The sequence below is a fragment of the Afifella pfennigii DSM 17143 genome (assembly GCF_000688515.1).
In the GTDB taxonomy this organism is placed as follows: Bacteria; Pseudomonadota; Alphaproteobacteria; order Rhizobiales; family Afifellaceae; genus Afifella; species Afifella pfennigii.
The window spans coordinates 1-19867 of sequence record NZ_JHZK01000013.1; the positions used below are offsets into that span (position 1 = coordinate 1).

A 19867-nucleotide genomic window follows, 5' to 3' on the forward strand; every position below is an offset into this window, starting at 1 on the left:
CGGGGCTGCTCGCCTGGCGCGCGGTGTCCCCCGCCAGCCGTTTCTTGCCGGCCTCGAGGAACTCCTTCGACCAGCTGTAGTAGAGGCTCGTCGCAATGCCTTCGCGCCGGCACAGCTCCGCGATGCTCTCCTCGCCACGCAGGCCCTCGAGCACGATACGGATCTTCTCCTCCGCCGAATGATGCTTGCGCGTGCGCCGACGGATGTCTTTCACGACACGATCGGCCGGCAGCTTGGGCGTTCCGGGTTTCTGTCTCATCTCCACTCCTTGGCGGTTACGATGAGCCAGAAACCCTCCTTTACGAAATCACCTCAGATGGCCCATGGGCGCTGATCCCGGACACCCCGACGAGCCGACCATCACCGACGCCATGTCGCTGGCGCTCGGCGCGCTGGCGCTGATGGGCCTGTCCATCTTCGGCCCCGGCATCGCCACCGGCCTCGTCTCCGGCGCACCGCAGCTCAGCGCCGGCGCGGCCGTGGGCACCGGCCTGGCCGTGGCCGGAATGGGAGCGGCGGGCTACATGGGCGGTCGCGCCGCCGCCCAGCCCGTGCGCGCGGCCATGTCGCGCGCGGGCGATGCCATGCGCTCCAGCTATCGCTCCGGCCAGGCCGGCGCATGGACCGCCACCGGCGGCCAATCGCCCGTCGCCGGCATGGGGGGCGGGGCAGGAAGCGCCGCAGCAGCAGCATCCTCCGCGTCCGAGCAACCGGCCTGGGCCGCCCGCATGAAGCGCGGCCAGACCATGAGCCACGGCGCCACCGCTGCCGCCCATGCCGTCCGCTCCGGCGATTCCGGCGGCGGCTCCATGAACGTCTCTCTCCAGCAGGACGACCGCAAATGAACCTCTTCAAACGACCATCGGTGCGCTATGCGCGCACGCCCGAACCCGAAACGCCCTATCAGAAGGCGGCGCAAGCCTGGGACGAGCGCCTCGGCTCGGCGCGCGTGCAGGCGAAGAACTGGCGGCTGATGGCCTTCGGCTCGCTGCTGCTCGCCGGCGGCTTTGCCGCCGCGCTCGTCTGGCAGTCGACGCGCGGGACCGTAGTGCCCTGGGTGGTGCAGATCGACCGCTTCGGCGAGGCGCAGGCCGTGGCCTCGGCCGTCGCCGACTACCGGCCCACCGACCCGCAGATCGCGTGGCATCTCGGGCGCTTCATCGAGCAGGTCAGGAGCCTGCCGGCCGATCCGATCATCGTGCGGCAGAACTGGCTGCGCGCCTACGAATACACCACCGATCGCGGCGCGGTGGCGCTCAACGACTACGCGAGGTCCAACGATCCGTTCACGCGCGTCGGCCGCCAGCAGGTCGCCGTCGAGATCTCCAGCGTCATCCGCGCCTCGCCGGACTCCTTCCGCATCGCCTGGACGGAACGCCGCTACGAGAACGGCCAGCTCGCCGGCACCGAGCGCTGGACCGCCATCCTGACCGTGGTGATCCAGCAGCCGCGAACAGCCGAACGCCTGCGGGCCAATCCGCTCGGCGTCTATGTCAACGCAATCAACTGGTCGAGGGAGATGGGATCATGAAGGGGGCATACAGAAGAAGGACTTCGCTGCCGCTGGTCTTGCTGATGTCGGCGGCGGCGCTCGCCGGCTGCGCCAGGAAATACATCCCGCCGGAGATCGACTATGACAACGCCGCGCCCGCCGTGCTGACCGCCGATCCGCCCGGTCCGGTCCGCATTGTCGAGACCCCGAAGCCGTTGCCGCTTCCCGGCCAGTTGAAGCCGGTGGCCGGGGCGGCGGCGAAGCCGGAGCCGGCCGATCCCCGCCAGCGCATCACCCAGGCGAACGAGGCGGCCCGCATGCAGCCCGTCCGCGACGGCTTCATCAACGCCGTCCAGGTCTATCCGTATTCGGCAGGCGCGCTCTATCAGGTCTACGCCGCGCCCGGCCAAGTCACGGACATCGCGCTCCAGCCCGGCGAGCAGCTCGTCGGCTCCGGTCCCGTCGCCGCCGGCGACACGGTGCGCTGGATCATCGGCGACACCGAGAGCGGGGCCGGCGACAGGCGGCAGGTCCATATCCTCGTCAAGCCGACGCGGCCGGATCTCCAGACCAACCTCGTCATCAACACCGATCGGCGCACCTACCATATGGAGCTGCGCTCCACGCCCTCGACCTATATGGCGTCCGTGTCCTGGCAGTATCCGCAGGACCAGCTCATCGCGTTGCGCCGGCAGAACACGCGGGCGGCGCAGACCCAGCCCGTCGCCTCCGGCGTCGACATCTCGAAGCTCAACTTCCGTTATCGCATCGAGGGCGACAGCGCCCCGTGGAAGCCGCTGCGCGCCTTCGACGACGGATCGAAGGTCTATATCGAGTTCCCGACCGGAATCGCCCAGGGCGAGATGCCGCCGCTTTTCGTCATCGGCGCGTCCGGCAATTCCGAGCTGGTCAACTACCGCGCGCGCCAGAACTACTATGTCGTCGATCGGCTGTTCGCCGCCGCCGAGCTTCGCCTTGGCGACAAGGACTCGCAGCGCCGCGTCCGCATCATCCGCACGGATGGACGGCCAGCGGCGCGGCGGCCCGCAATCTTCGCTGCGGGAGAAGGGCGATGACCGACGCTCCGAACGCACCCGCGCCCGACATCCGCGCCGAGCTGCGCCTGCGGCCCGAGCCGCCGCGCGTCACGCGGCTCTCCCGCAAGGTGCTGATCGGTCTCGGCGGCGTGGCGTCCGTCACCGTCCTCGGCGCGCTGGTCTGGGCGCTCGACACCAGCCGCAGGGCCGGGCAGCAACCCTCCGAACTCTACAGCACGGAGAACCGCTCGACGGCGGACGGCTTGCAGACCTTGCCGCGCGACTATACCGGCCTGCCGCGCCCGGACGTGCCGGAGCTGGGGCCGGCTCTGCCCGGTGATCTCGGGCGGCCGATCCGCCGCGCGCAGGAGCGCGGCCAGCCCGTCGCGCCGCCCACCATCCAGACCCCGCAGGCCGACCCGGAGGAGCAGCGCCGCCTTGCCGAGATCGAGGCCGCCCGCACCGCAAGGCTGTTCACCGACAGCCGCGGCGAGCGCATCAAGGACGGCCAGGGCAGCGCGACGAGGCCCGCCGTCGATCCGCTGTCCGGCCTAACGCTCCCCACCGAGCCGCCGCCGCTCGATCCGGGCGCTGCGCAGAACATGCAGGACCGCAAGCTCGCTTTCGTCAACATGGAGACCGACCGCCGCACCGTCAGCACCGACCGGGTTCAGGACAAGGCGTCTCCCTATGTCGTGCAGGCGGGCGCCGTGATCCCCGCCGCCCTCATCACCGGCATCCGCTCCGACCTGCCGGGACAGGTCACGGCGCAGGTCACGGAGCATGTCTACGACAGCCCGACCGGATCGCATCTGCTGATCCCGCAGGGCGCGCGCCTGATCGGCCAGTACGACAGCCAGGTCGCCTTCGGCCAGCGCCGCGTGCTGCTGGTCTGGAACCGCATCGTCATGCCGGACGGCACCTCCATCGTGCTGGAGCGCCTTCAGGGCACGGACCCGCAGGGCTTCTCCGGCCTGGAGGATCAGGTCGACCATCATTGGGGCCAGCTCTTCCGTGCGGCCGCGCTCTCCACCTTCTCGGCGTCGGCACCCAGCTCGCCATCGACAACGAGAGCGAGATCGCCCGCGCCATCCGCGAGAGCGCCCAGGACAGCGCCTCCGACATCGGCCAGCAGATCGTCCGCCGCCAGCTCAACATCCAGCCGACGCTCACCGTGCGGCCCGGCTTCCCCGTCCGCGTCATCGTCCAGCGCGATCTTGTGATGCAGGTCTACGGCGCTCCGAGGGAGCCGTCATGACGAAGTTGAAGCTCTCGGCCATCCCCGACGACCGGCCGGTCAAGATCACCGCCGAGCTTCCGGCCGCCGTGCATCGCGATCTCGTCGCTTACGCCGAGATCCTCGCCCGGACCAACGGCGAGAAGACACCGCCCGATCCGGCCAAGCTGGTCGCGCCCATGCTCCAGCGCTTCATGGCCACCGACAAGGTGTTCCGGAAGGCGAGGGGGCAAATGCTGGCCCCCGGAAGCCGGGCTGTCTGACCCGGCTCCCTATCTATTTGGTGCTGACAGCCAGTCGAAGGCCGCCCCAGCCGGCGTATTTGTCGCCCGTTTCTCGAATGTGGGTATAACGCTTCAAGCTCACCCATGATCTGTGCCCGCTCACAGCGGCGACATGCGGGATGTTCCAGCCCATCTCGAAGAGGCGCGAGATGCCTTCGTGCCGCAGGTCGTGGAAATGCAGGTTTTCTATGTCCAGCAACTTGCACGCCCGCGTGAAGTTCGCCGTGATGGCATCCGTAGAGTAGGGGAATATCTCCGGCTTGCTCTTGCGCATGCTCTCGATGATCTGGATAGCCTCGCTGGGGAGGTCCACCCACGTATCGTTGCCGAGCTTCTCGCCCGGATGCTTCATGTCGCGCACGAGCACGCGCTTGTGCTCCTTTTGGAAATCCTTCCATGCAATGCGCGTTATCTCCTCTTGTCGGCGCGTAGAGAACAGGGCGAAGACGATGACCTTGTGCATCGGCAAGGCTTGGGGAGCCTTCTTGCGGCGCTCGATGAAGTGCGCCAGCAGCTTGTCGAGTTCATCGAGCGTCGGCCGGCGATCGCGCTGTAGCGAACGCGAGATAATGCCCAAACGGCGCGCGACCGTGATGGCGTCTTTCATCTCTCGCTCGTCGAGGCGGTAATCCCACATTGGCCGCGCGATGGCGAAGACGGCGGCAAGGTGGCTGGCATAGTTTCCGACAGTCTGCGGCTGGCTCGTCAGCGATTGCAGAAACTCGATGATGTCCTTGGATTTGATGGTCGAGCACGGCATTTCGACAATCGGGTGCTTCTTGATGGCTCGCAGCACCTGGGCCTTAGTCCGGCCGATTTCCTTGACGGATTCCTCGATGTAGCGGTCGATCGCCTTTGCCAAGGTCGGATCGTCGAATTTCGCAGCCGGGATCGCGCCCGGCCTCGAAAGTTCGCGCTCTCGCTTTTTCATCCAAGCCGCCGCCGCCGGCCGTCTGTCAAAGGTCTCTGTCTCGTGATAAGTCATGCCGTCCCGCATGACCCGCACTCGCGCCCGGTAGCCGACGCTGCCATCCTTGCGCTTGCGCGCGGTGATCGTGCCCATGTCCGCTTCCTCATTTGGTCCACGGCCATTGTATTTGGTCCATTGGACCAAATCTAGTGTCAAAATCGTCGAATATGACCCAAAACCGACGCAAACCGCACAGAAAGAAAATGACCCAAGAGCCTGTAAAACAAGAAAAATCGAGGAAATTCAAGGCTCCTCTTTTTGCCGTCGCGCCGATGATGGACTGGACGGATAAGCATTGCCGTTTCTTCCATCGCGGCCTGACCAGGCGCACCCTCCTCTATACGGAGATGCTGACGTCGGAGGCCGTCATCCATGGCGACCGCGCCCGGCTTCTCGCCTTCGATGCCGAGGAGCATCCGGTTGCCCTGCAGCTCGGCGGCAGCGACCCGGCGCGCCTTGCCGAGGCGGCGCGTCTCGGCGCCGATTTCGGCTATGACGAGGTCAACCTCAATGTCGGCTGCCCCTCCGACAGGGTGCAGTCCGGCACCTTCGGCGCCTGCCTGATGTTGCGCCCGGCGCTGGTCGGGCGCTGCGTGGCGGCGATGAAGGCCGCCGTGGATATCCCTGTCACGGTGAAATGCCGGCTCGGCGTCGACGAGCAGGATATTGAGACCGCTCTCGACGGCCTCGCCGATGCGGCCCTCGCCGCCGGCGCCGACGCGCTCTGGGTGCATGCCCGCAAGGCCTGGCTGAAAGGCCTTTCGCCGAAGGAAAACCGCGACGTGCCGCCGCTCCATTACGACCGGGTTTATCGGCTGAAGGCGCGCCTGCCGCGAACCTTTATCGGCATCAATGGCGGCATCGCCGGGCTGAAGGATGCGGGCGAGCATCTTGGCCATGTCGACGGGGTGATGCTCGGCCGCGCTGCCTATCACGATCCGGGGCTTCTGGCCGCCGTCGATAGGGTGGTCTATGGCGAGGCGGGGCCGGATGCCGATCTTGAGGCGGCGGCGCTCAGGATGCTGCCCTATGCGGAGCGCCATCTGGCGGCGGGCGGGCGCATGCCCGCCGTCGTCAAGCCGATGCTGGGTCTCTTCGCCGGCCGCCCTGGGGCGCGCGCCTGGCGCCGTATTCTTACCGTGGAAGGCGTCAAGGAAGGGGCGGGGCCCAAGGTCGTTGAAAAGGCGCTTGCCGCCGTCGCAGAGGCCGGCGGCCTTGCCGCGCCGGCGGAGATGGCCGCATAGCTGCCGGCCGGCACCGGGCGGGCGGCATTGCAGATATCCCCCTCACGCGCCGCCCGCCTATGCTGCGGCGATGGTTCACCAATCTCTCTATTCCAGCCGCACCGAGGAATGGGAGACGCCGCCGGCTCTGTTTGAGCGGCTCGACCGGATTTTCGGCTTCCGTCTCGATGCCTGTGCCTCCCCGGCGAACCGCAAATGCGAGACCTGGTTCTCCGCCGCCGACAACGCGCTGGAGCGCTCCTGGGCGGAGCATGGCCGGGTCTGGCTCAATCCGCCTTATGGCAGGCGGATCGCCGGCTTCATGCGCAAGGCGTTTGAGGAATCGCAGAAGGGCGCGCTCGTGGTCGCGCTTGTTCCCGCTCGCACCGACACGCTATGGTGGCACGAATGGGTGAACGGCAAGGCCGATATCGTCTTTCTGAAGGGCCGGCTGAAATATCTCGATGAGAATCGACGGGAAAGAAGCCCTGCGCCGTTCCCTTCCGCTCTGGTTGTCTACCAGCCTGATCTTGACGGTATCTGCAATCGTCGTGCTGCCGAGCCCGCCGGCGCCGGCGGAGGGGGTGACGGCCTCGCAGTCCGGGCAGCGCCTGGAAAGCGTCGTTGAGACCATCTTGGTTGAGGCGGGCCTCACCGAAATCGGCGAGGTTGCTCGCCCCGCTCCCTGGTATCGGCGCAACGCGCCCTACACCTCCATCTATGGCCACGACGCCCGCATCGAATTCCTGCTCGCCATCGGCGCGCGCCGCTACCTCGTGGAGACCAAACGCATGTCGGTGTCCGGATCGGTCGACGAGAAGCTGCCCTTCGTCTGGCTCAACGCGCTGGAGAACCAGCCCGAATACGATTTCGTCCTGGTTCTCGATGGCGAGGGCTGGAAGCCGGAGGCACGGCGCTGGGTAGAGGCCAAGGCGCGCGCCGACGAGCGCTTCACCGTGCTCGGCGTTGAAGGCTTCAAGATCTGGCTTTCCGCACAGCTTCGCGCCTCCGCCGGCGATTGAACCTCGCTCGTGCGGCGCCTTGCCGGCGCGTCAGATTTCCGGCTCGATGATCAGTCGCCCGCTCTCCACCCGCCAGGCGGCGAAGCGCGACAGCACGTTCATGCCGAGAAGATTGGTGAATAGCTGGCCTTCCTGGGCGATGCCCGCCGGCACGTTGCGCAAGGTCATCGACCCGATCTTGAGTTCGCCGATCTCCGCACGCGCCTGCAGCGTCATGCCGTTCGCCGTCTCCACCATGCGGTTGAAGGTGAGCGCGCCGACATCGATGCCGACGCGTTCGGCGTCTTCGTAGGTGAGCACCAGGCTGGAGGCGCCGGTGTCGACGACGAAATCGACCGGCACGCCTTCCACTTCCGCCGTCAGGTTGAAATGCCCGCTCGGGCCGGGGGCGATGGTCAGCACTTCGCGACCGCCCTCGCCGAGGCTGACGGTCATGCGCCCCGGCGCCAGCGCGTCGAGCACCGGCGCGGCGAATTGCGAAAGCGGCGCCCGGTAGGCGTAAAGGGTGACGAGCACCAGCGCCGCCCCGACCCACAGGAGGGCGTGCTTCAGCGCGTCCCCGAGCCGGCCGCGATAGGCGAAGATGCCGCCGCCGACGAGGATGAGCACGCCGAGGAGATAGACGATCTGCGGCCATTTCTCGTCCGCCGGATCGAAAACGGGCAGGGCAAGGTCGATCATGGCCTTGAAGTGGGGTGCTCAGCCGGAAAAGGCCAGCCCGGCGAAGAGGAGCGCTTCGGCGAGGATGACCGCGGCGCCGAGCGTGTCGCCCGTATGTCCGCCGATAAGTCGCTGGGCGAGCCTGTTGAACAGGAGGATGCCGCCAGCGGCCAGCAGGAGGCCGATCAGCGCGGCGACGCCGAAAAGGATGATCAGCAGCAGCGCCGCCGGCACGGCCGTGAGCATGGCGGCGGTGAGCACCGACCGGTCGGGCCGTCCCGCCCAGCGGCCGACGCCGTCCGCGCGCGCATGCGTGAGCGCCGACCAGTGCACGATGGCGCCGGCGCGCGCGATTGCCGCCACGCATAGAAGCGCGAAGGCGCCCGTCGCCGCGTCGAAGGAAGTCTCTGCGAGCCCGGCGACGCGTATGGCGATGGCGAAAAGGAGGGCGAGGACGCCATAGGTGCCGATGCGGCTGTCGCGCATGATGTCGAGCCGCTCCTGCGTGCTGGCGCCGCCGCCGAAGCCGTCGGCGGTATCGGCGAAGCCGTCCTCGTGCAGGGCGCCGCCCAGGGCCGTGTAGAGCGCCAGGGCGAGAAGCGCGGCGATGAGCGGGGAGGCGCCGCTGGCCACCAGGAACGACAGGAGCACCGCCGGCGTCAGCGCGATCAGCGCGCCGGCGAGCGGCCAGGCGGCGGCCGAATCGGCGAGGCTTCGCGGCTCCGTGCCCGGCTCCACCAAAGGCGGGGAGATCGGCAGGCGGGAATAGAAGGCAAGGCACGCCCTGGCATCGGCCGGCAGGCGGCGGAAATGTTCGGCAAGATCGCTCACGATAAAGCCTCTCTGGCAGGTATGGGCAGCTCTGGACCTCGGTAGCGGCCGCTGGCGCTCGCAGCGCCGCATTGCGCTCGCGCCTCGTGCGTTCTATGCCCGGTGGACCTTTTCGTCACCAGGCCATGCAGAGGTTGTCCATCCGTGTCCACCAATTCCGCCACAGATGCCTCGCCCCTTGATGCGTTTCGCGCTCTCTTCCAGGACCTGCCCGGGCCGGATGCGCAGGCCATCGCCGCCGCGCGCGCCCGCCAGGCGCAGCTGATCAAGCCGGCCGGCAGCCTCGGCCGGCTGGAGGAGATTGCCATCTTCCTCGCCGGCTGGCAGGAGCGCGAGAAGCCTGTCGTCGCGCGGCCCCTGGTCGCGGTCTTCGCCGCCAATCACGGCGTGACGGCGCGCGGCGTGTCGCCCTATCCGGCCGCCGTGACGGCGCAGATGGTGGCCAACTTCCAGGCCGGCGGGGCGGCGATCAACCAGCTTTGCACCTCGTTGGAGGTGGGGCTGAAGGTCTTTGAGCTGGCGCTCGACGTGCCCACGGGCGACATCGCCGTGGAGGACGCCCTGACGGCGCGCGACTGCGCCGGCACCATCGCCTACGGCATGGAGGCGATCGAGGGAGGCATCGACCTTCTGTGCCTGGGCGAGATGGGCATCGGCAACACCACGGTCGCCGCGGCGCTGTTCTGCGCTCTTTTCGGCGGCGAGGCGGCCGATTGGGTCGGCCGCGGCGCCGGCATCGAGGGCGAGGGCATGGAGCGCAAGGTGGAGGCGGTCCGCCTTGCCTGCGCGCGCCTTGCCGGCGAGAAGGACGCGCTCACCATCCTGCAGAAGATCGGCGGGCGCGAGATCGCCGCCATGGTCGGCGCCATCCTGGCCGCCCGCCTCAACCGCATCCCGGTTCTCATCGACGGCTTCGTCACCTCCGCCGCCGCCGCCGTCGCCTACCGCATGGCGCCGGAGGCGCTCGACCATTGCCTGTTCGCCCATTGCTCGGCGGAGAAGGCGCATCGCCTGGCCGTGGACGCGATGGGCGGCGAGCCGCTTCTCGATCTCGGCATGCGCCTCGGCGAGGGCACGGGCGCCGCGCTTGCCGCCTCGCTGGTGCGCACGGCCGCGCACTGCCATTCCAGCATGGCGACCTTCGCCGAGGCCGGCGTCTCCGGCAAGGGCTAGGGATAGGCGCCGCCCGCCGCGCCGGGCGTTCAGCTCGCCTTCTTCAGTTGAGCCGGCTTCTTCGCCCGCATCAGCGCCCAGGCGCGATTATCCTCCGTGAAGGCGGAGACGACGCGCTTGGCCGGCAGGATGGCGATCGCCTCCGTGCCGACCCCGACCTTGGAGCGCAGCAGGAAATTGCCGCCATGCAGGTGGATGAGCGCCTGCACGATGGGAATGCCGAGGCCGGTTCCCTGTTCGGCGTTCTTGATGGAGATGGAGCTCTGGCCGAAGGCGGAGAGCACGATGGGCAATTCGTCCTCCGGGATGCCCGGCCCGTTGTCGCGCACGGAGATATACTGTCCGCCCGCCTGCGTGCGCCCGACCTTGATCAGCACCTCTCCGCCCGGCGGGGTGAATTTCAGCGCATTGGCGAGAAGGTTCAGCGCCACCTGCCGGATCGCCTGCTCGTCGACGACGATCTTGGGCATATGCTCCTCGAAATGCTGTGAGACCTTGATGTTCCTCTGCCGGGCCTTCAGGTCGAGCAGGCTCTTGGCTTCCTTGGCAAGGTCGGTCAGCGACAGAAGCTCCTCGCGCAGCTCCCGCTTTCCCGCTTCGATGCGCGACAGGTCGAGGATCTCGTTGATGAGCTTCAGAAGATGCTGGCCGCTGGAATAGATGTCGTTGAGATAATCCTTGTAGGCGTCGTTCTCGATCGGGCCGAGCATCTCGTTGCGCATCACCTCCGAGAAGCCGAGAATGGCGTTGAGCGGCGTCCTGAGCTCGTGGCTCATCGTCGCCAGGAACTGGCTCTTGGCCATGTTCGCCGCCTCCGCGCGCCGCCGCGCCTCGTCGGAGACGGCCTTGCTCTGCTCCAGCTCGGCGAAGGCGGCGTCCTTTTCGGCGCGGAAGATGAGGTTCTGCGCGTATTGCCGGTTGAGCTCCATCGCCAGATAGAGAAACAGAAGCTCCGCGCCGAGCGCGCACAGCGCCACCAGGATGTCGACGACGCTGGGCGAGACGAGATGCGCGGCCGCCAGCGCGACGGCGATGGGCAGGGTGGAGGCGACGGTCGCCGCCGGCAGCGGCGCGGCCACGAGCGCGCTCAGCGAGATGAAGGCGGTGACGGTGGCGAAGCGCAGGACGTCGACGCCCACCAGCGCCTCGGCGCTGTAGGTATGGGGGAACAGGAAGGGATAGGCGGCGAAGACGAGGCCGTAGGCCATTTCCACCGCCACGAAGCGGCGCCTCCAGTCGACGATGGAGCGCGCATTCGGCCCCAGCGAGATGTAGCGGCGGCAGGTCGCGACGGCGACGAGGTGCAGGAAAAGCGCGCCCCCGCCCCAGATGGCTGCCCGCAGCGGCTCGCCGACCAGGACGAGGCCGCCGGACAGGACGACGATGAGCCCGGCGAGGATGATGGCGAAGGAAGCGCGGTTCGTCGCGTATTGCTCCGACATCTCCTGCTCGAAATGGAACAGCGCGTCGCTCGGCTCCGCATCGGTCGGGACGTTGCGCAGCAGCGCGCGGGTGATCATATTGCGGCGCGCGGCCCGCGACGTATCGGGCGCGTGGTCCGCCCTCGCCGGTTGCGCGACACTCACCATGGATCGTCCCCAACATTCATTCCCGGCTTTTTTGGTAAGCGGGCGCGGTTAAGATCGACCGAGCGAAGATGGTTAAGGCACCGTAACGTTGCCGGCGCACGGGGCGAGCCGGCGGCAGGAAGAGGAAACGGCATGAAGCTCTACGATGGCGGCCGCGCGCCCAATCCGCGCCGCGTGCGCATCTTCCTTGCCGAAAAAGGCGTCCAGATACCGCTCCAGACCCTCGATATCGGCAAGAAGGAGCATTACGGCGAGGACTTCGCCCGCCTCAATCCGATGCGCCGCCTGCCGGTCCTCATCCTCGATGACGGCACGCCGCTCGCCGAGACGATGGCGATTTGCCGCTATATCGAGGCGCTACATCCCGAACCCTCGCTGTTCGGCCGCGCCCCGCGCCAGATTGGCATGATCGAAATGTGGAACCGGCGCATGGAGCTCGACCTTCTCACCCTCGTCGCCGCCGTCTTCCGCCATTCCCATCCGGCGATGGCCGAATTGGAGGTGCCGCAGGTGCCGCAATGGGCCGAGGTGGCACGCACGCGCTTGGCGCCGGTGCTCGCCTGGCTGAACCAGGAGCTTGAGGGCCGCCAATTCGTCGCCGGAGACGCCTTCTCCGTCGCCGATATCACCGCCATGGTGGCCGTCGATTTCATGAAGCCGGCCAAGCTCGCCGTGCCGGAGGAACTGACCGCCCTGAAGGCCTGGCATGAGCGCATGGGCGCCCGCCCGAGCGCTTCGGCCTGATTTGGCCGAGCGGGCGGAGGATCTGGCGCGCCGCGTGCGCGCCTGCCGTATCTGCGTGGAGCGGCCCGAAAAGACGCCGCTGCCGCATCCGCCGAACCCGATCCTGCGCATCTCCTCAACGGCGCGGCTGTGCATCGCCAGCCAGGCGGCCGGCACGCGCGCCCATGCCACCACGACGCCCTTCAACGATCCTTCCGGGGAGCGCCTGCGCGCCTGGATGGGGGTGAGCTGCGAGGAATTCTACGACGAGCGCCGCATCGCCATCGTGCCGATGGGCTTTTGCTTTCCCGGCCAGGACGAAAAGGGCGGCGACCTGCCGCCGCGCCGCGAATGCGCGCCCGCCTGGCGCGAGGCGGTCTTTGCCGCCATGCCGCAAATCGAGCTCGTCCTCGCCGTCGGCCAGTACGCCATGGCGTGGCATCTCGGCGCCCTGAGGCGCCCCAGCCTGACGGAGACGGTGGCCGACTGGCGCCACATTCTGGAGGCGAGCGGTCCGCCGGCCCTCCTGCCTCTGCCGCACCCCTCCTGGCGCAACAATGCCTGGCTGAAGCGCCATCCCTTCTTTGAGGCGGAGCTCCTGCCGGAGCTGCGCAAACGGGTGCGCGCCATTCTTGATGTGCAGTCCTGAGGCGCGTTTCGCCTCGTGCTTGCCTCTTGCGCGGCGATGGTGATCTAACGGCGCGGCAGAGGGCGCGAGGGCTTCATGGACCGCATCGACAAAATGATCCTTTCCATCCTGCAGGAGGATGTGACCCTGCCGGTGGCGGAGATTGCCCGCCGCGTCGGCCTGTCGACGACGCCGGCCTGGCGGCGCATCCAGAAGATGGAGGAGGACGGCGTCATCAAGGGGCGCGTTGCTGTGCTCGACCCCAAGGCCGTCAATGCCCGCGTCACCGTCTTCGTCTTCATCACCACCAACCAGCACAACGAGGACTGGCTGATCCGTTTCGCCAAAATCATCTCCGAGATGCCGGAGGTGGTGGAATTCTACCGCATGAGCGGCCAGATCGATTATCTCTTGAAGGTGGTGGTGCCGGACATCGAGGCCTACGACGCCTTCTACAAGCGGCTCGTTTCCAGGATCGACATCACCGACGTTTCCTCCGCCTTCGCCATGGAGCGCATCAAGGACACCGCCGCCCTGCCGCTCAATTACATGAAGCTCGACCCGCCGCCGAAGGCGAAGGGGTGAGGATGCGGCCGACCTATCGATCGGTGCGAAGATAGCTCTTGCCGATCTGAAGGATCATCCGTGCATCAGCCGACTTCTCTGCCAAGGCGTATTCTGCCTCGATAAAGGGAAGTGCAGCCTCAAGCCGTGGAGCGGCCTGCGGCTCGGTGCAGCGCATCCAAATCCGGCTCAAATGCCGAAAGCGCCGTCGCTGGCCGATGGGAATGCGCGGTGCGATCTTCCTGAAATCGCCGTCAAAGCTGATGAGTATTGCTTTCAGTTCCTGGGAAACGGTCGCCACCAACGGATCGGGCGCACCCGGCAGAATGTAGTCCTTGACGAAAACCACGCGATGCCCGTGCCGCTCCAGCATTTCGGCAACGGAGCGGGGCAACGTTCTCGTCAAGCATGAAGTCCATCGGCCAAGACTATGGCCGGCTATGCGCTTGATGCCAGCCTTTCTTCGTAGGCCAGCGCCGCCTCCACGTCTTTCTTGGTCAGGGATGGGTATTCGTGAATAATCTGCTTGATGGAGTAGCCTGCTTCGTGAAAGCGCTGGATCGCGGCCGTTGGAATGCGTGTGCCGGCAAGAACGGGGGCGTTGCGGAGGACATATTTATGCTTCTCGATCCTGCCGTGCTGGCTCTGCGGGCGCCTTTTCATCTTGAGAACACGCTCTTCGACGTCGCTTATGACGTCAATAACAGGAACCATGGCGAGCTGACCGTCAAAGACGCCTTCGACATCTTCGCTGCCCGGCGGCCGAAAATGGACATCCCCCTTGACGACGTAGAGCTTGATCTCCGCCCAATTGTCGTATCCGCGGCGAACCAGCTCATCGGCGACCTTGCGAAGCTTCTGCACCGAAACACGATGCTCTTTCATGAGCACGGCAATCGTGCGCAGCCCGACGACGTCCCGGAAGGAATAGACCCGGCTATAGGCGCTGCGCCGGTCTTCATAGGCATAGCGGGGCGAAAAGAAGTCGCTCCTGTCCCAGGCGCGCAGCTGCCCTTTCGACAGGCCGGTGAGGCGCGCCACGTGGTCCTCGTCGAATGCTCCTATGATGTCGTCAGATTTGCTGCCTCGAGCGAGCATCGTCCCTCCAGCCCGGCTAGGGTGACACGAAAATCATCATGCCACACCGGATATAGGGTCGCCACGCCATCATGTCTCCAAACCCGAACCTGACATGCATCCAGCACGTTTGCTCTTGAGGAGTCGGGGGCTCGCGCAGACGGACTTGATGTACCGCGTGCCTGCTAGCTGGCGAAATAGCCTCGTCGTGAGTCCGTGATCCAGCCGATGGCGTCACGCCGTCGTTAAGTCGTCAAGAAAAGTCGCGCCGCGTCTCGATTTCCTTGAGCCCGAGAAGGGCGGCTGCGGCGATCATCATCCCGCCGGCGATCCGGTTGAGAACCCGAGGCATGGCGCCGCCGATGCGCGCGCCGAGGCCTTCCGCGGCGCGGCCGTAGAGGCAAAGGATCGCCCCGTCGATGGCGATATAGGTAAGCGCCAGCGCCGTGAGCTGCGGCCAGATGGCCCGCCCCGGATCGATGAATTGCGGAAACAGGGCCGCGAAGAAGAAGACGGCCTTCGGATTGGTCGCCGAGGTCAGGAAACCCTGCCGGAAGAGCTGGCTTCTTCGCGGCGCGGCGGCAGCCGCGAGCATGCGCGGCCCGGCGAAGAATGTCTTGATGCCGAGCCAGGCCAGATAGGCGACGCCGGCCCATTTGACGAGCGTCAGCGCCTCTTGCGATGTGGCGAGCAGCGCCGCAAGGCCGAAGGCGGCCGCCGTCATCTGCAGGAGATTGGCCGAAAGATCCCCGGCCGTGGTGGCAAGGCTCGCCTTCAGCCCGTGCCGCATGGAATTGGAGATCATCAGGAGCTGGCTCGGCCCCGGCGGGGAGGCGAAGAAGATGCCGCAGACCGCCAGATAGGCGAGATAGGTATCGAGCGCGATCATCCGAATTTCTGCAATCGCTTCATCAGGCTGGAGGTGTCCCAGCGCTTGCCGCCCATGGCCATCACCTCGCCGTAGAACTGGTCGACCAGCGCCGTCACCGGCAGATGCGCGCCGTTGCGCCGCGCCTCGTCGAGGCAGATGGAAAGGTCCTTGCGCATCCATTCCACGGCGAAGCCGTGGTCGTAATGGTCCTGCGCCATGGTCTTCCAGCGGTTCTCCATCTGCCAGCTCTGCGCCGCGCCCTTGGAGATGACGCCGATGACCTTTTCCACGTTAAGCCCGGATTTCTGGGCGAAGTTGATCGCCTCCGAAAGGCCCTCCACCAGTCCGGCGATGCAGATCTGGTTGACCATCTTGGTCAGCTGACCGGCGCCCACCGGTCCCATCAGCCCGACCATCTTGGCATAGCAGTCGATGACCGGCCGGGCCTTGCCGAAGACCTTCTCATCGCCGCCGACCATGACGGTGAGTTGGCCGTTCTCCGCCCCGGCCTGGCCGCCGGAGACCGGCGCATCGAGGAAATGGAACTGGCCCTTCTCCGCCTTGCCGGCGAGCTCGCGCGCCACTTCGGCGCTCGCCGTGGTGTTGTCGATGAAGATGGAGCCCGGCGCCATGGCCTTGAAGGCGCCGCCGGTACCGAGCGTGACGGATCTCAGATCCTCGTCGTTGCCCACGCAGGAGAAGACGAACTCCGCTCCTTCTGCCGCCTTTTCCGGCGTCGGGGCGTGGCTGCCGCCGTATTCCGCCACCCATTTTTCCGCCTTCTCCTGCGTGCGGTTGTAGACGGTGACGTCATGGCCCTTCTTCGCGATATGGCCGGCCATCGGGAAGCCCATCACGCCAAGGCCGATGAATGCGACTTTCGCCATCCCGTTTCCTCTCCTTCATCCGGTCGTTGGTTTCCTTCTAGACAATCGCTTTCGCCTTGTCAGGTTCAAGCCGCGCCCGACATTTGTTGAAGCAAGCCGCGCACCGTCTGGGCTTCGGCGGCGCGCATGGGAGAGACGAGATGGCCGCAGACTTTCCTGCCTGGACGAAGGTGGCGCCGCGCCTCGTCGATGTCGCCGCCGGCCGCGCCCCGGCCGATCTCGTCATCCGCGGCGGGCGCTGGGTGAACGTGCATTCCGGCGAGGTCGTCGAGCATACCGATATCGCCGTCGCCGCCGGCCGCTTCGCCTATTGCGGTCCGGACGCCTCCCACACCATCGGCGAGGCGACGGAGCTGGTGGAGGCGCAAGGCCGCTATCTCGTGCCGGGTCTGTGCGATGCGCATATGCATGTGGAAAGCGGCATGGTGACGGTGACGGAATTCGTGCGCGCCGTCGTCCCGCACGGCACCACGTCGATGTTCGTCGATCCGCACGAGATCGCCAACGTTCTCGGGCTCTTCGGCGTGAAGCTGATGCATGACGAGGCGCTGGCGGCGCCGATCAACGTCTTCCTCCAGGTGCCGAGCTGCGTGCCCTCCGCGCCGGGGCTGGAGCATGCCGGCGCCGAGCTCGGCCCCGAGGAGGTGGCGGAGGCCATCTCCTGGCCGGGGGTGATCGGCCTCGGCGAGGTGATGAATTTTCCCGGCGTTGCCGCGGGCGATGCAAAGATGCTTGGCGAGATTCTCGTCGCCGCCGGGGCGGGCAAGGTGATCGGCGGCCATTACGCCTCGCCCGATCTCGGCACCCCTTTTCACGCCTATGTCGCCGGCGGGCCGGCGGACGACCATGAAGGCACGCGCCTGGAGGATGCGGTGGCGCGCGTGCGCCAGGGCATGAAGGCGATGCTGCGTCTCGGTTCGGCCTGGTACGATGTCGCCGCGCAGGTCAAGGCGGTGACGGAGAAGGGCCTCGATTCGCGCCATTTTCTCCTTTGCACCGACGATTGCCATTCCGGAACCCTGGTGGAGGAGGGGCATATGGACCGGGTGGTGCGCCACGCCATCGCCCAGGGCCTGAAGCCGGTGACGGCGATCCAGATGGCAACGCTCAACACCGCCGAGCATTTCGGCCTGGAGCGTGAGCTCGGCTCCGTGACGCCTGGAAGGCGCGCCGATCTGCTTCTCGTCTCCGACCTGCCCTCGCTTGCCATCGACGCCGTCTATGGGCGCGGCCGGTTCCTTGCGGCGAACGGCGAGCTTGTCGCCGAGATTGCGCCCTTCGCCTATCCGGCCGAGACCAAGGGCACGGTGAAGCTCGGCCGCGAGCTGTCGGCGACCGATTTCGCCGTGCCGGCGCCGGAGGGCGAGACCCCGGTGAGGGTGCGCGTCGTCGGCGTCATCGAGAACCAGGCGCCGACGCGGGCGCTTCAGCGCGAGCTCGGTGTGCGGAACGGCCGCCTGGAGGCCGACCTGGCCCAGGACGTGGCGCATCTTGCGCTGGTGGAGCGCCATCGCGGCACCGGCAAGGTTCAGAACGCCTTCGTTTCCGGCTTCGGCTACGATCGGCCTTGCGCCATCGCCTCCACCGTGGCGCATGACAGCCACCAGATGATCGTTGTCGGCACCGACCGCGCCGACATGGCGGCCGCCGCAAATCGCCTCGGCGAGATCGGCGGCGGCGTCGTGGTGATGTCCGCCGGCAAGGAGCTGGCGCTCGTCGAATTGCCCATCGCCGGGCTTCTGTCTGAGGAGCGGGCGGAGGTCGTCGCCGACAAGACGTGGCGGCTCGGCGAGGCGATACGCGCCTGCGGTTGCCGCCTCAACAACGCCTTCATGCAGCACTCGCTCCTCGCCCTCGTCGTTATCCCCGAGCTCAGGATTTCCGATGAGGGGCTGATCGACGTCACGCGCTTTCAGAAGACGGAACTGTTCGTCTAGGCACCCCTGCCTCACGCTCCCATCTGTTTTCCGGCGGCCTTTCTTGCTTTCGGCGCCGCCTGCGCGCGTTGCAGATGCCGCGTCAGCCGCACCTCGGCCGCGTCCCAGACGCGCCGCAGCGCCTCCACCAGGACGAGGTAAAGCGCCGCCGCCCACAGATAGACCTGAAAGTCGAAGCTGCGCGAGAAGGCGAGCCTGGTCTCGCCCATCAGGTCGTAGACGGTGACAACGGAGGCGATCGCCGAGCCCTTGATCATGAAGATCACCTCGTTGCCGAGCGGGCGCAGCGCCGTCACCAGCGCCTGCGGCGCGATCACCTTCAGGAAAATGATGGCGCGCGGCAGGCCGAGCGCCCTGCCACCCTCCCATTGGCCGCGGGCGACGCCGCGGATGGCCCCCTGGTAGATTTCTGCCTGATAGGCGGCGGTGTTGAGGGTGAAGGTGAAGGCGGCGCAGTTGAAGGCATCGCGGAAGAACCACCACAGCCCCGCCGCCTCCAGCGGCTCGCGGAACTGGCCGGCGCCGTAATAGATGAGGAAGGTCTGGGCGAGAAGTGGCGTGCCGCGGAAGAAATAGACATAGCCATAGGCGGCGGCGCCGAAGAGCTTGTTGGCCGAGAGCCGTCCGGCGGCGACCGGCAGGGCGAGCGCCGCGCCGAGGATAACGGAAAGGGAGACGAGCTCCACGGTGACGAGCAGCCCCGAAAGAAGGCTCGGCCCGTAGCGGGCAAGCAGCTCCGGGTTCCATTCGCGCGCCAGGAAGGCGAGGAGACCCGCGGCGGCGGCCACCCATAGGAGCAGCATCGCCGTGCCGGCGATGCGCGCCTTGGAGACGCGCCTTGCCGAAGGGGGAGGCGGCTCCGGCGCGATCAGCGTAGCGGCGACATAGGGTTTTTCGGCCGCCGCGCCGGCCGTCTCACGGCCGCTCATCGCGCCGCCTCGCCGCGCCGCGCCCAGCGGTCGATGCCGCCGATGCCGAAGGAGGAGAGGATGGAGAGCGCCAGATAGATGAGGCAGGCGACGGCGTAGAAGAAGAACGGCTCCTTGGTGACGCCGACGGCGATATTGGTGTTGCGCAACAAATCGTTGAGCGCGATCACCGAGACGAGACTGGTATCCTTGAGGAGGATAAGCCAGAGATTGGAAAGGCCCGGCAAAGCGAGCCGGACGAGTTGCGGCAGGATGACGAGCCGCATCGTCGCCGCCGGCCTCAGGCCCAGCGCATGGGCGCCCTCATACTGTCCCTTCTGGATGCCGCGGAAGGCGGAGAGGAAAACCTCGCTGGCGAACGAGGCGAAGACCAGCGACAGGGCGATAACGCCGGCGGTGAAGGCAGAGAATTCGATATAGCGGTCGAAAAGCAGCCGGAAGAGCTGCTGCAGCGCGATCTGCCCGCCGTAATAGATGATAAAGAGGGTGAGAAGCTCCGGCAGGCCGCGGAAGATGGTGGTGAGGATGGTCGCCGAGGTGACCAGGCTCCTCTCGCCGCTATCCTTGGCGAGCGCCAGGAGAAAGCCGAGGACAAGGCCGATCGGCAGCGTGACGAGGGCGAGCGCCACGGTGACGCCGAGGCCCGCGAGGAGCTCGTCCCCCCAACCCTCAGGCCCGAAGGAGAGAAGGCCGAAAAGCTCAGCCAAAGCCGGCACGCGCCCCTTGCGGAAAG

General features: G+C 66.9%; 23 protein-coding genes and 1 pseudogene. 13 read left to right on the forward strand and 11 right to left on the reverse strand.

The features are described 5' to 3' along the window. The coding region (locus Q331_RS0110615) for a transposase (RefSeq protein ID WP_026380667.1) at window positions 1-259 on the reverse strand (259 nt) is incomplete at its 3' end. Window positions 260-323: 64 nt separating this feature from the next. Between Q331_RS0110615 and Q331_RS0110620 the strand changes: the two genes are divergently transcribed. The 5 genes and pseudogenes from Q331_RS0110620 (at window position 324) to Q331_RS0110640 (ending at window position 4029) form a co-directional block, all read left to right on the forward strand. Further along, entirely contained in the window at window positions 324-845 is a 522-nt protein-coding gene (locus Q331_RS0110620) for a hypothetical protein (protein WP_026380668.1), read from the forward strand. Then, complete coding sequence (trbF, locus tag Q331_RS0110625; RefSeq protein WP_026380669.1) at window positions 842-1531, forward strand: conjugal transfer protein TrbF; 690 nt, start codon at window positions 842-844, stop codon at window positions 1529-1531. Before Q331_RS0110620 ends, trbF begins: the two co-directional genes overlap by 4 nt. Continuing rightward, entirely contained in the window at window positions 1528-2568 is a 1041-nt protein-coding gene (gene trbG / locus Q331_RS21090; RefSeq protein WP_034491839.1) for a P-type conjugative transfer protein TrbG, read from the forward strand. The genes trbF and trbG overlap by 4 nt, the downstream gene beginning before the upstream one ends. Continuing rightward, window positions 2565-3787, forward strand: a pseudogene (locus tag Q331_RS24300) (TrbI/VirB10 family protein). Before trbG ends, Q331_RS24300 begins: the two are co-directional and overlap by 4 nt. Beyond that, complete coding sequence (locus Q331_RS0110640) at window positions 3784-4029, forward strand: DUF2274 domain-containing protein (protein ID WP_026380670.1); 246 nt, start codon at window positions 3784-3786, stop codon at window positions 4027-4029. The pseudogene Q331_RS24300 and the gene Q331_RS0110640 overlap by 4 nt, the downstream one beginning before the upstream one ends. A gap of 13 nt (window positions 4030-4042) precedes the next feature. On the opposite strand, the gene Q331_RS0110645 is transcribed toward Q331_RS0110640, so the two are convergent. Then, entirely contained in the window at window positions 4043-5113 is a 1071-nt protein-coding gene (locus Q331_RS0110645; protein WP_026380671.1) for a site-specific integrase, read from the reverse strand. Window positions 5114-5223: 110 nt separating this feature from the next. Here Q331_RS0110645 and dusA point away from each other — a divergent pair, with 110 nt between their 5' ends. The 3 genes from dusA to Q331_RS21105 all read left to right on the forward strand — a co-directional run bounded on the left by dusA (window position 5224) and on the right by Q331_RS21105 (window position 7265). After that, window positions 5224-6264 carry a tRNA dihydrouridine(20/20a) synthase DusA gene (dusA, locus tag Q331_RS0110650; RefSeq protein WP_051631034.1) on the forward strand — a complete coding sequence of 347 codons (1041 nt, stop codon included), beginning with the start codon at window positions 5224-5226 and terminating at the stop codon, window positions 6262-6264. A 70-nt stretch (window positions 6265-6334) separates the two neighbouring features. Next, window positions 6335-6871, forward strand: a complete 537-nt coding sequence (locus tag Q331_RS21100) for a phage N-6-adenine-methyltransferase (protein ID WP_084174987.1) — start codon at window positions 6335-6337, stop codon at window positions 6869-6871. A 7-nt stretch (window positions 6872-6878) separates the two neighbouring features. Continuing rightward, entirely contained in the window at window positions 6879-7265 is a 387-nt protein-coding gene (locus Q331_RS21105) for a PD-(D/E)XK nuclease superfamily protein (protein ID WP_156953320.1), read from the forward strand. 30 nt (window positions 7266-7295) lie between these two features. On the opposite strand, the gene Q331_RS21110 is transcribed toward Q331_RS21105, so the two are convergent. Both Q331_RS21110 and cobS read right to left on the reverse strand, forming a co-directional pair. After that, window positions 7296-7946, reverse strand: coding sequence for a retropepsin-like aspartic protease family protein (locus tag Q331_RS21110; RefSeq protein WP_051631036.1), 651 nt, complete (start codon window positions 7944-7946; stop codon window positions 7296-7298). Window positions 7947-7964: 18 nt separating this feature from the next. Next, complete coding sequence (cobS, locus tag Q331_RS0110670; RefSeq protein WP_051631037.1) at window positions 7965-8756, reverse strand: adenosylcobinamide-GDP ribazoletransferase; 792 nt, start codon at window positions 8754-8756, stop codon at window positions 7965-7967. 144 nt (window positions 8757-8900) lie between these two features. On the opposite strand from cobS, the gene cobT reads away from it, so the two are divergent. Beyond that, entirely contained in the window at window positions 8901-9929 is a 1029-nt protein-coding gene (cobT, locus tag Q331_RS0110675) for a nicotinate-nucleotide--dimethylbenzimidazole phosphoribosyltransferase (RefSeq protein WP_026380674.1), read from the forward strand. Window positions 9930-9958: 29 nt separating this feature from the next. Here cobT and Q331_RS21115 read toward each other — a convergent pair whose 3' ends face one another. Then, window positions 9959-11515 carry a sensor histidine kinase gene (locus tag Q331_RS21115; protein ID WP_169738491.1) on the reverse strand — a complete coding sequence of 519 codons (1557 nt, stop codon included), beginning with the start codon at window positions 11513-11515 and terminating at the stop codon, window positions 9959-9961. Window positions 11516-11650: 135 nt separating this feature from the next. On the opposite strand from Q331_RS21115, the gene Q331_RS0110685 reads away from it, so the two are divergent. The 3 genes from Q331_RS0110685 to Q331_RS0110695 all read left to right on the forward strand — a co-directional run bounded on the left by Q331_RS0110685 (window position 11651) and on the right by Q331_RS0110695 (window position 13454). Beyond that, window positions 11651-12262 carry a glutathione S-transferase family protein gene (locus tag Q331_RS0110685; RefSeq protein ID WP_026380675.1) on the forward strand — a complete coding sequence of 204 codons (612 nt, stop codon included), beginning with the start codon at window positions 11651-11653 and terminating at the stop codon, window positions 12260-12262. Continuing rightward, window positions 12225-12890, forward strand: coding sequence for a uracil-DNA glycosylase family protein (locus Q331_RS0110690; RefSeq protein WP_026380676.1), 666 nt, complete (start codon window positions 12225-12227; stop codon window positions 12888-12890). The genes Q331_RS0110685 and Q331_RS0110690 overlap by 38 nt, the downstream gene beginning before the upstream one ends. Window positions 12891-12965: 75 nt before the next feature. Beyond that, window positions 12966-13454: an Lrp/AsnC family transcriptional regulator gene (locus Q331_RS0110695; protein ID WP_026380677.1), complete on the forward strand. Its 489-nt coding sequence runs from the start codon at window positions 12966-12968 to the stop codon at window positions 13452-13454. A 13-nt stretch (window positions 13455-13467) separates the two neighbouring features. Here Q331_RS0110695 and Q331_RS21120 read toward each other — a convergent pair whose 3' ends face one another. The 4 genes from Q331_RS21120 to Q331_RS0110715 all read right to left on the reverse strand — a co-directional run bounded on the left by Q331_RS21120 (window position 13468) and on the right by Q331_RS0110715 (window position 16268). Then, a complete protein-coding gene (locus tag Q331_RS21120; RefSeq protein ID WP_169738492.1) occupies window positions 13468-13839 on the reverse strand; it encodes a DUF5615 family PIN-like protein in 372 nt (123 codons plus the stop codon). Between the two features lie 32 nt (window positions 13840-13871). Beyond that, the gene (locus Q331_RS23045) at window positions 13872-14474 is read right to left on the reverse strand and encodes a DUF433 domain-containing protein (RefSeq protein WP_051631039.1); all 603 of its coding nucleotides are present in this window, start codon (window positions 14472-14474) and stop codon (window positions 13872-13874) included. A gap of 289 nt (window positions 14475-14763) precedes the next feature. Then, window positions 14764-15399 carry a LysE family translocator gene (locus Q331_RS0110710; RefSeq protein ID WP_210164937.1) on the reverse strand — a complete coding sequence of 212 codons (636 nt, stop codon included), beginning with the start codon at window positions 15397-15399 and terminating at the stop codon, window positions 14764-14766. After that, window positions 15396-16268: an NAD(P)-dependent oxidoreductase gene (locus Q331_RS0110715; RefSeq protein ID WP_026380680.1), complete on the reverse strand. Its 873-nt coding sequence runs from the start codon at window positions 16266-16268 to the stop codon at window positions 15396-15398. The genes Q331_RS0110710 and Q331_RS0110715 overlap by 4 nt, the downstream gene beginning before the upstream one ends. A gap of 140 nt (window positions 16269-16408) precedes the next feature. On the opposite strand from Q331_RS0110715, the gene ade reads away from it, so the two are divergent. After that, window positions 16409-18205, forward strand: a complete 1797-nt coding sequence (gene ade, locus Q331_RS0110720) for an adenine deaminase (RefSeq protein WP_026380681.1) — start codon at window positions 16409-16411, stop codon at window positions 18203-18205. Between the two features lie 11 nt (window positions 18206-18216). On the opposite strand, the gene Q331_RS21125 is transcribed toward ade, so the two are convergent. Continuing rightward, the gene (locus Q331_RS21125) at window positions 18217-19134 is read right to left on the reverse strand and encodes an ABC transporter permease (protein WP_051631040.1); all 918 of its coding nucleotides are present in this window, start codon (window positions 19132-19134) and stop codon (window positions 18217-18219) included. Then, on the reverse strand, window positions 19131-19841 hold the full coding sequence (locus tag Q331_RS0110730) for an ABC transporter permease (protein ID WP_026380682.1): 711 nt from the start codon (window positions 19839-19841) through the stop codon (window positions 19131-19133). The genes Q331_RS21125 and Q331_RS0110730 overlap by 4 nt, the downstream gene beginning before the upstream one ends. Window positions 19842-19867 lie beyond the last annotated feature (26 nt).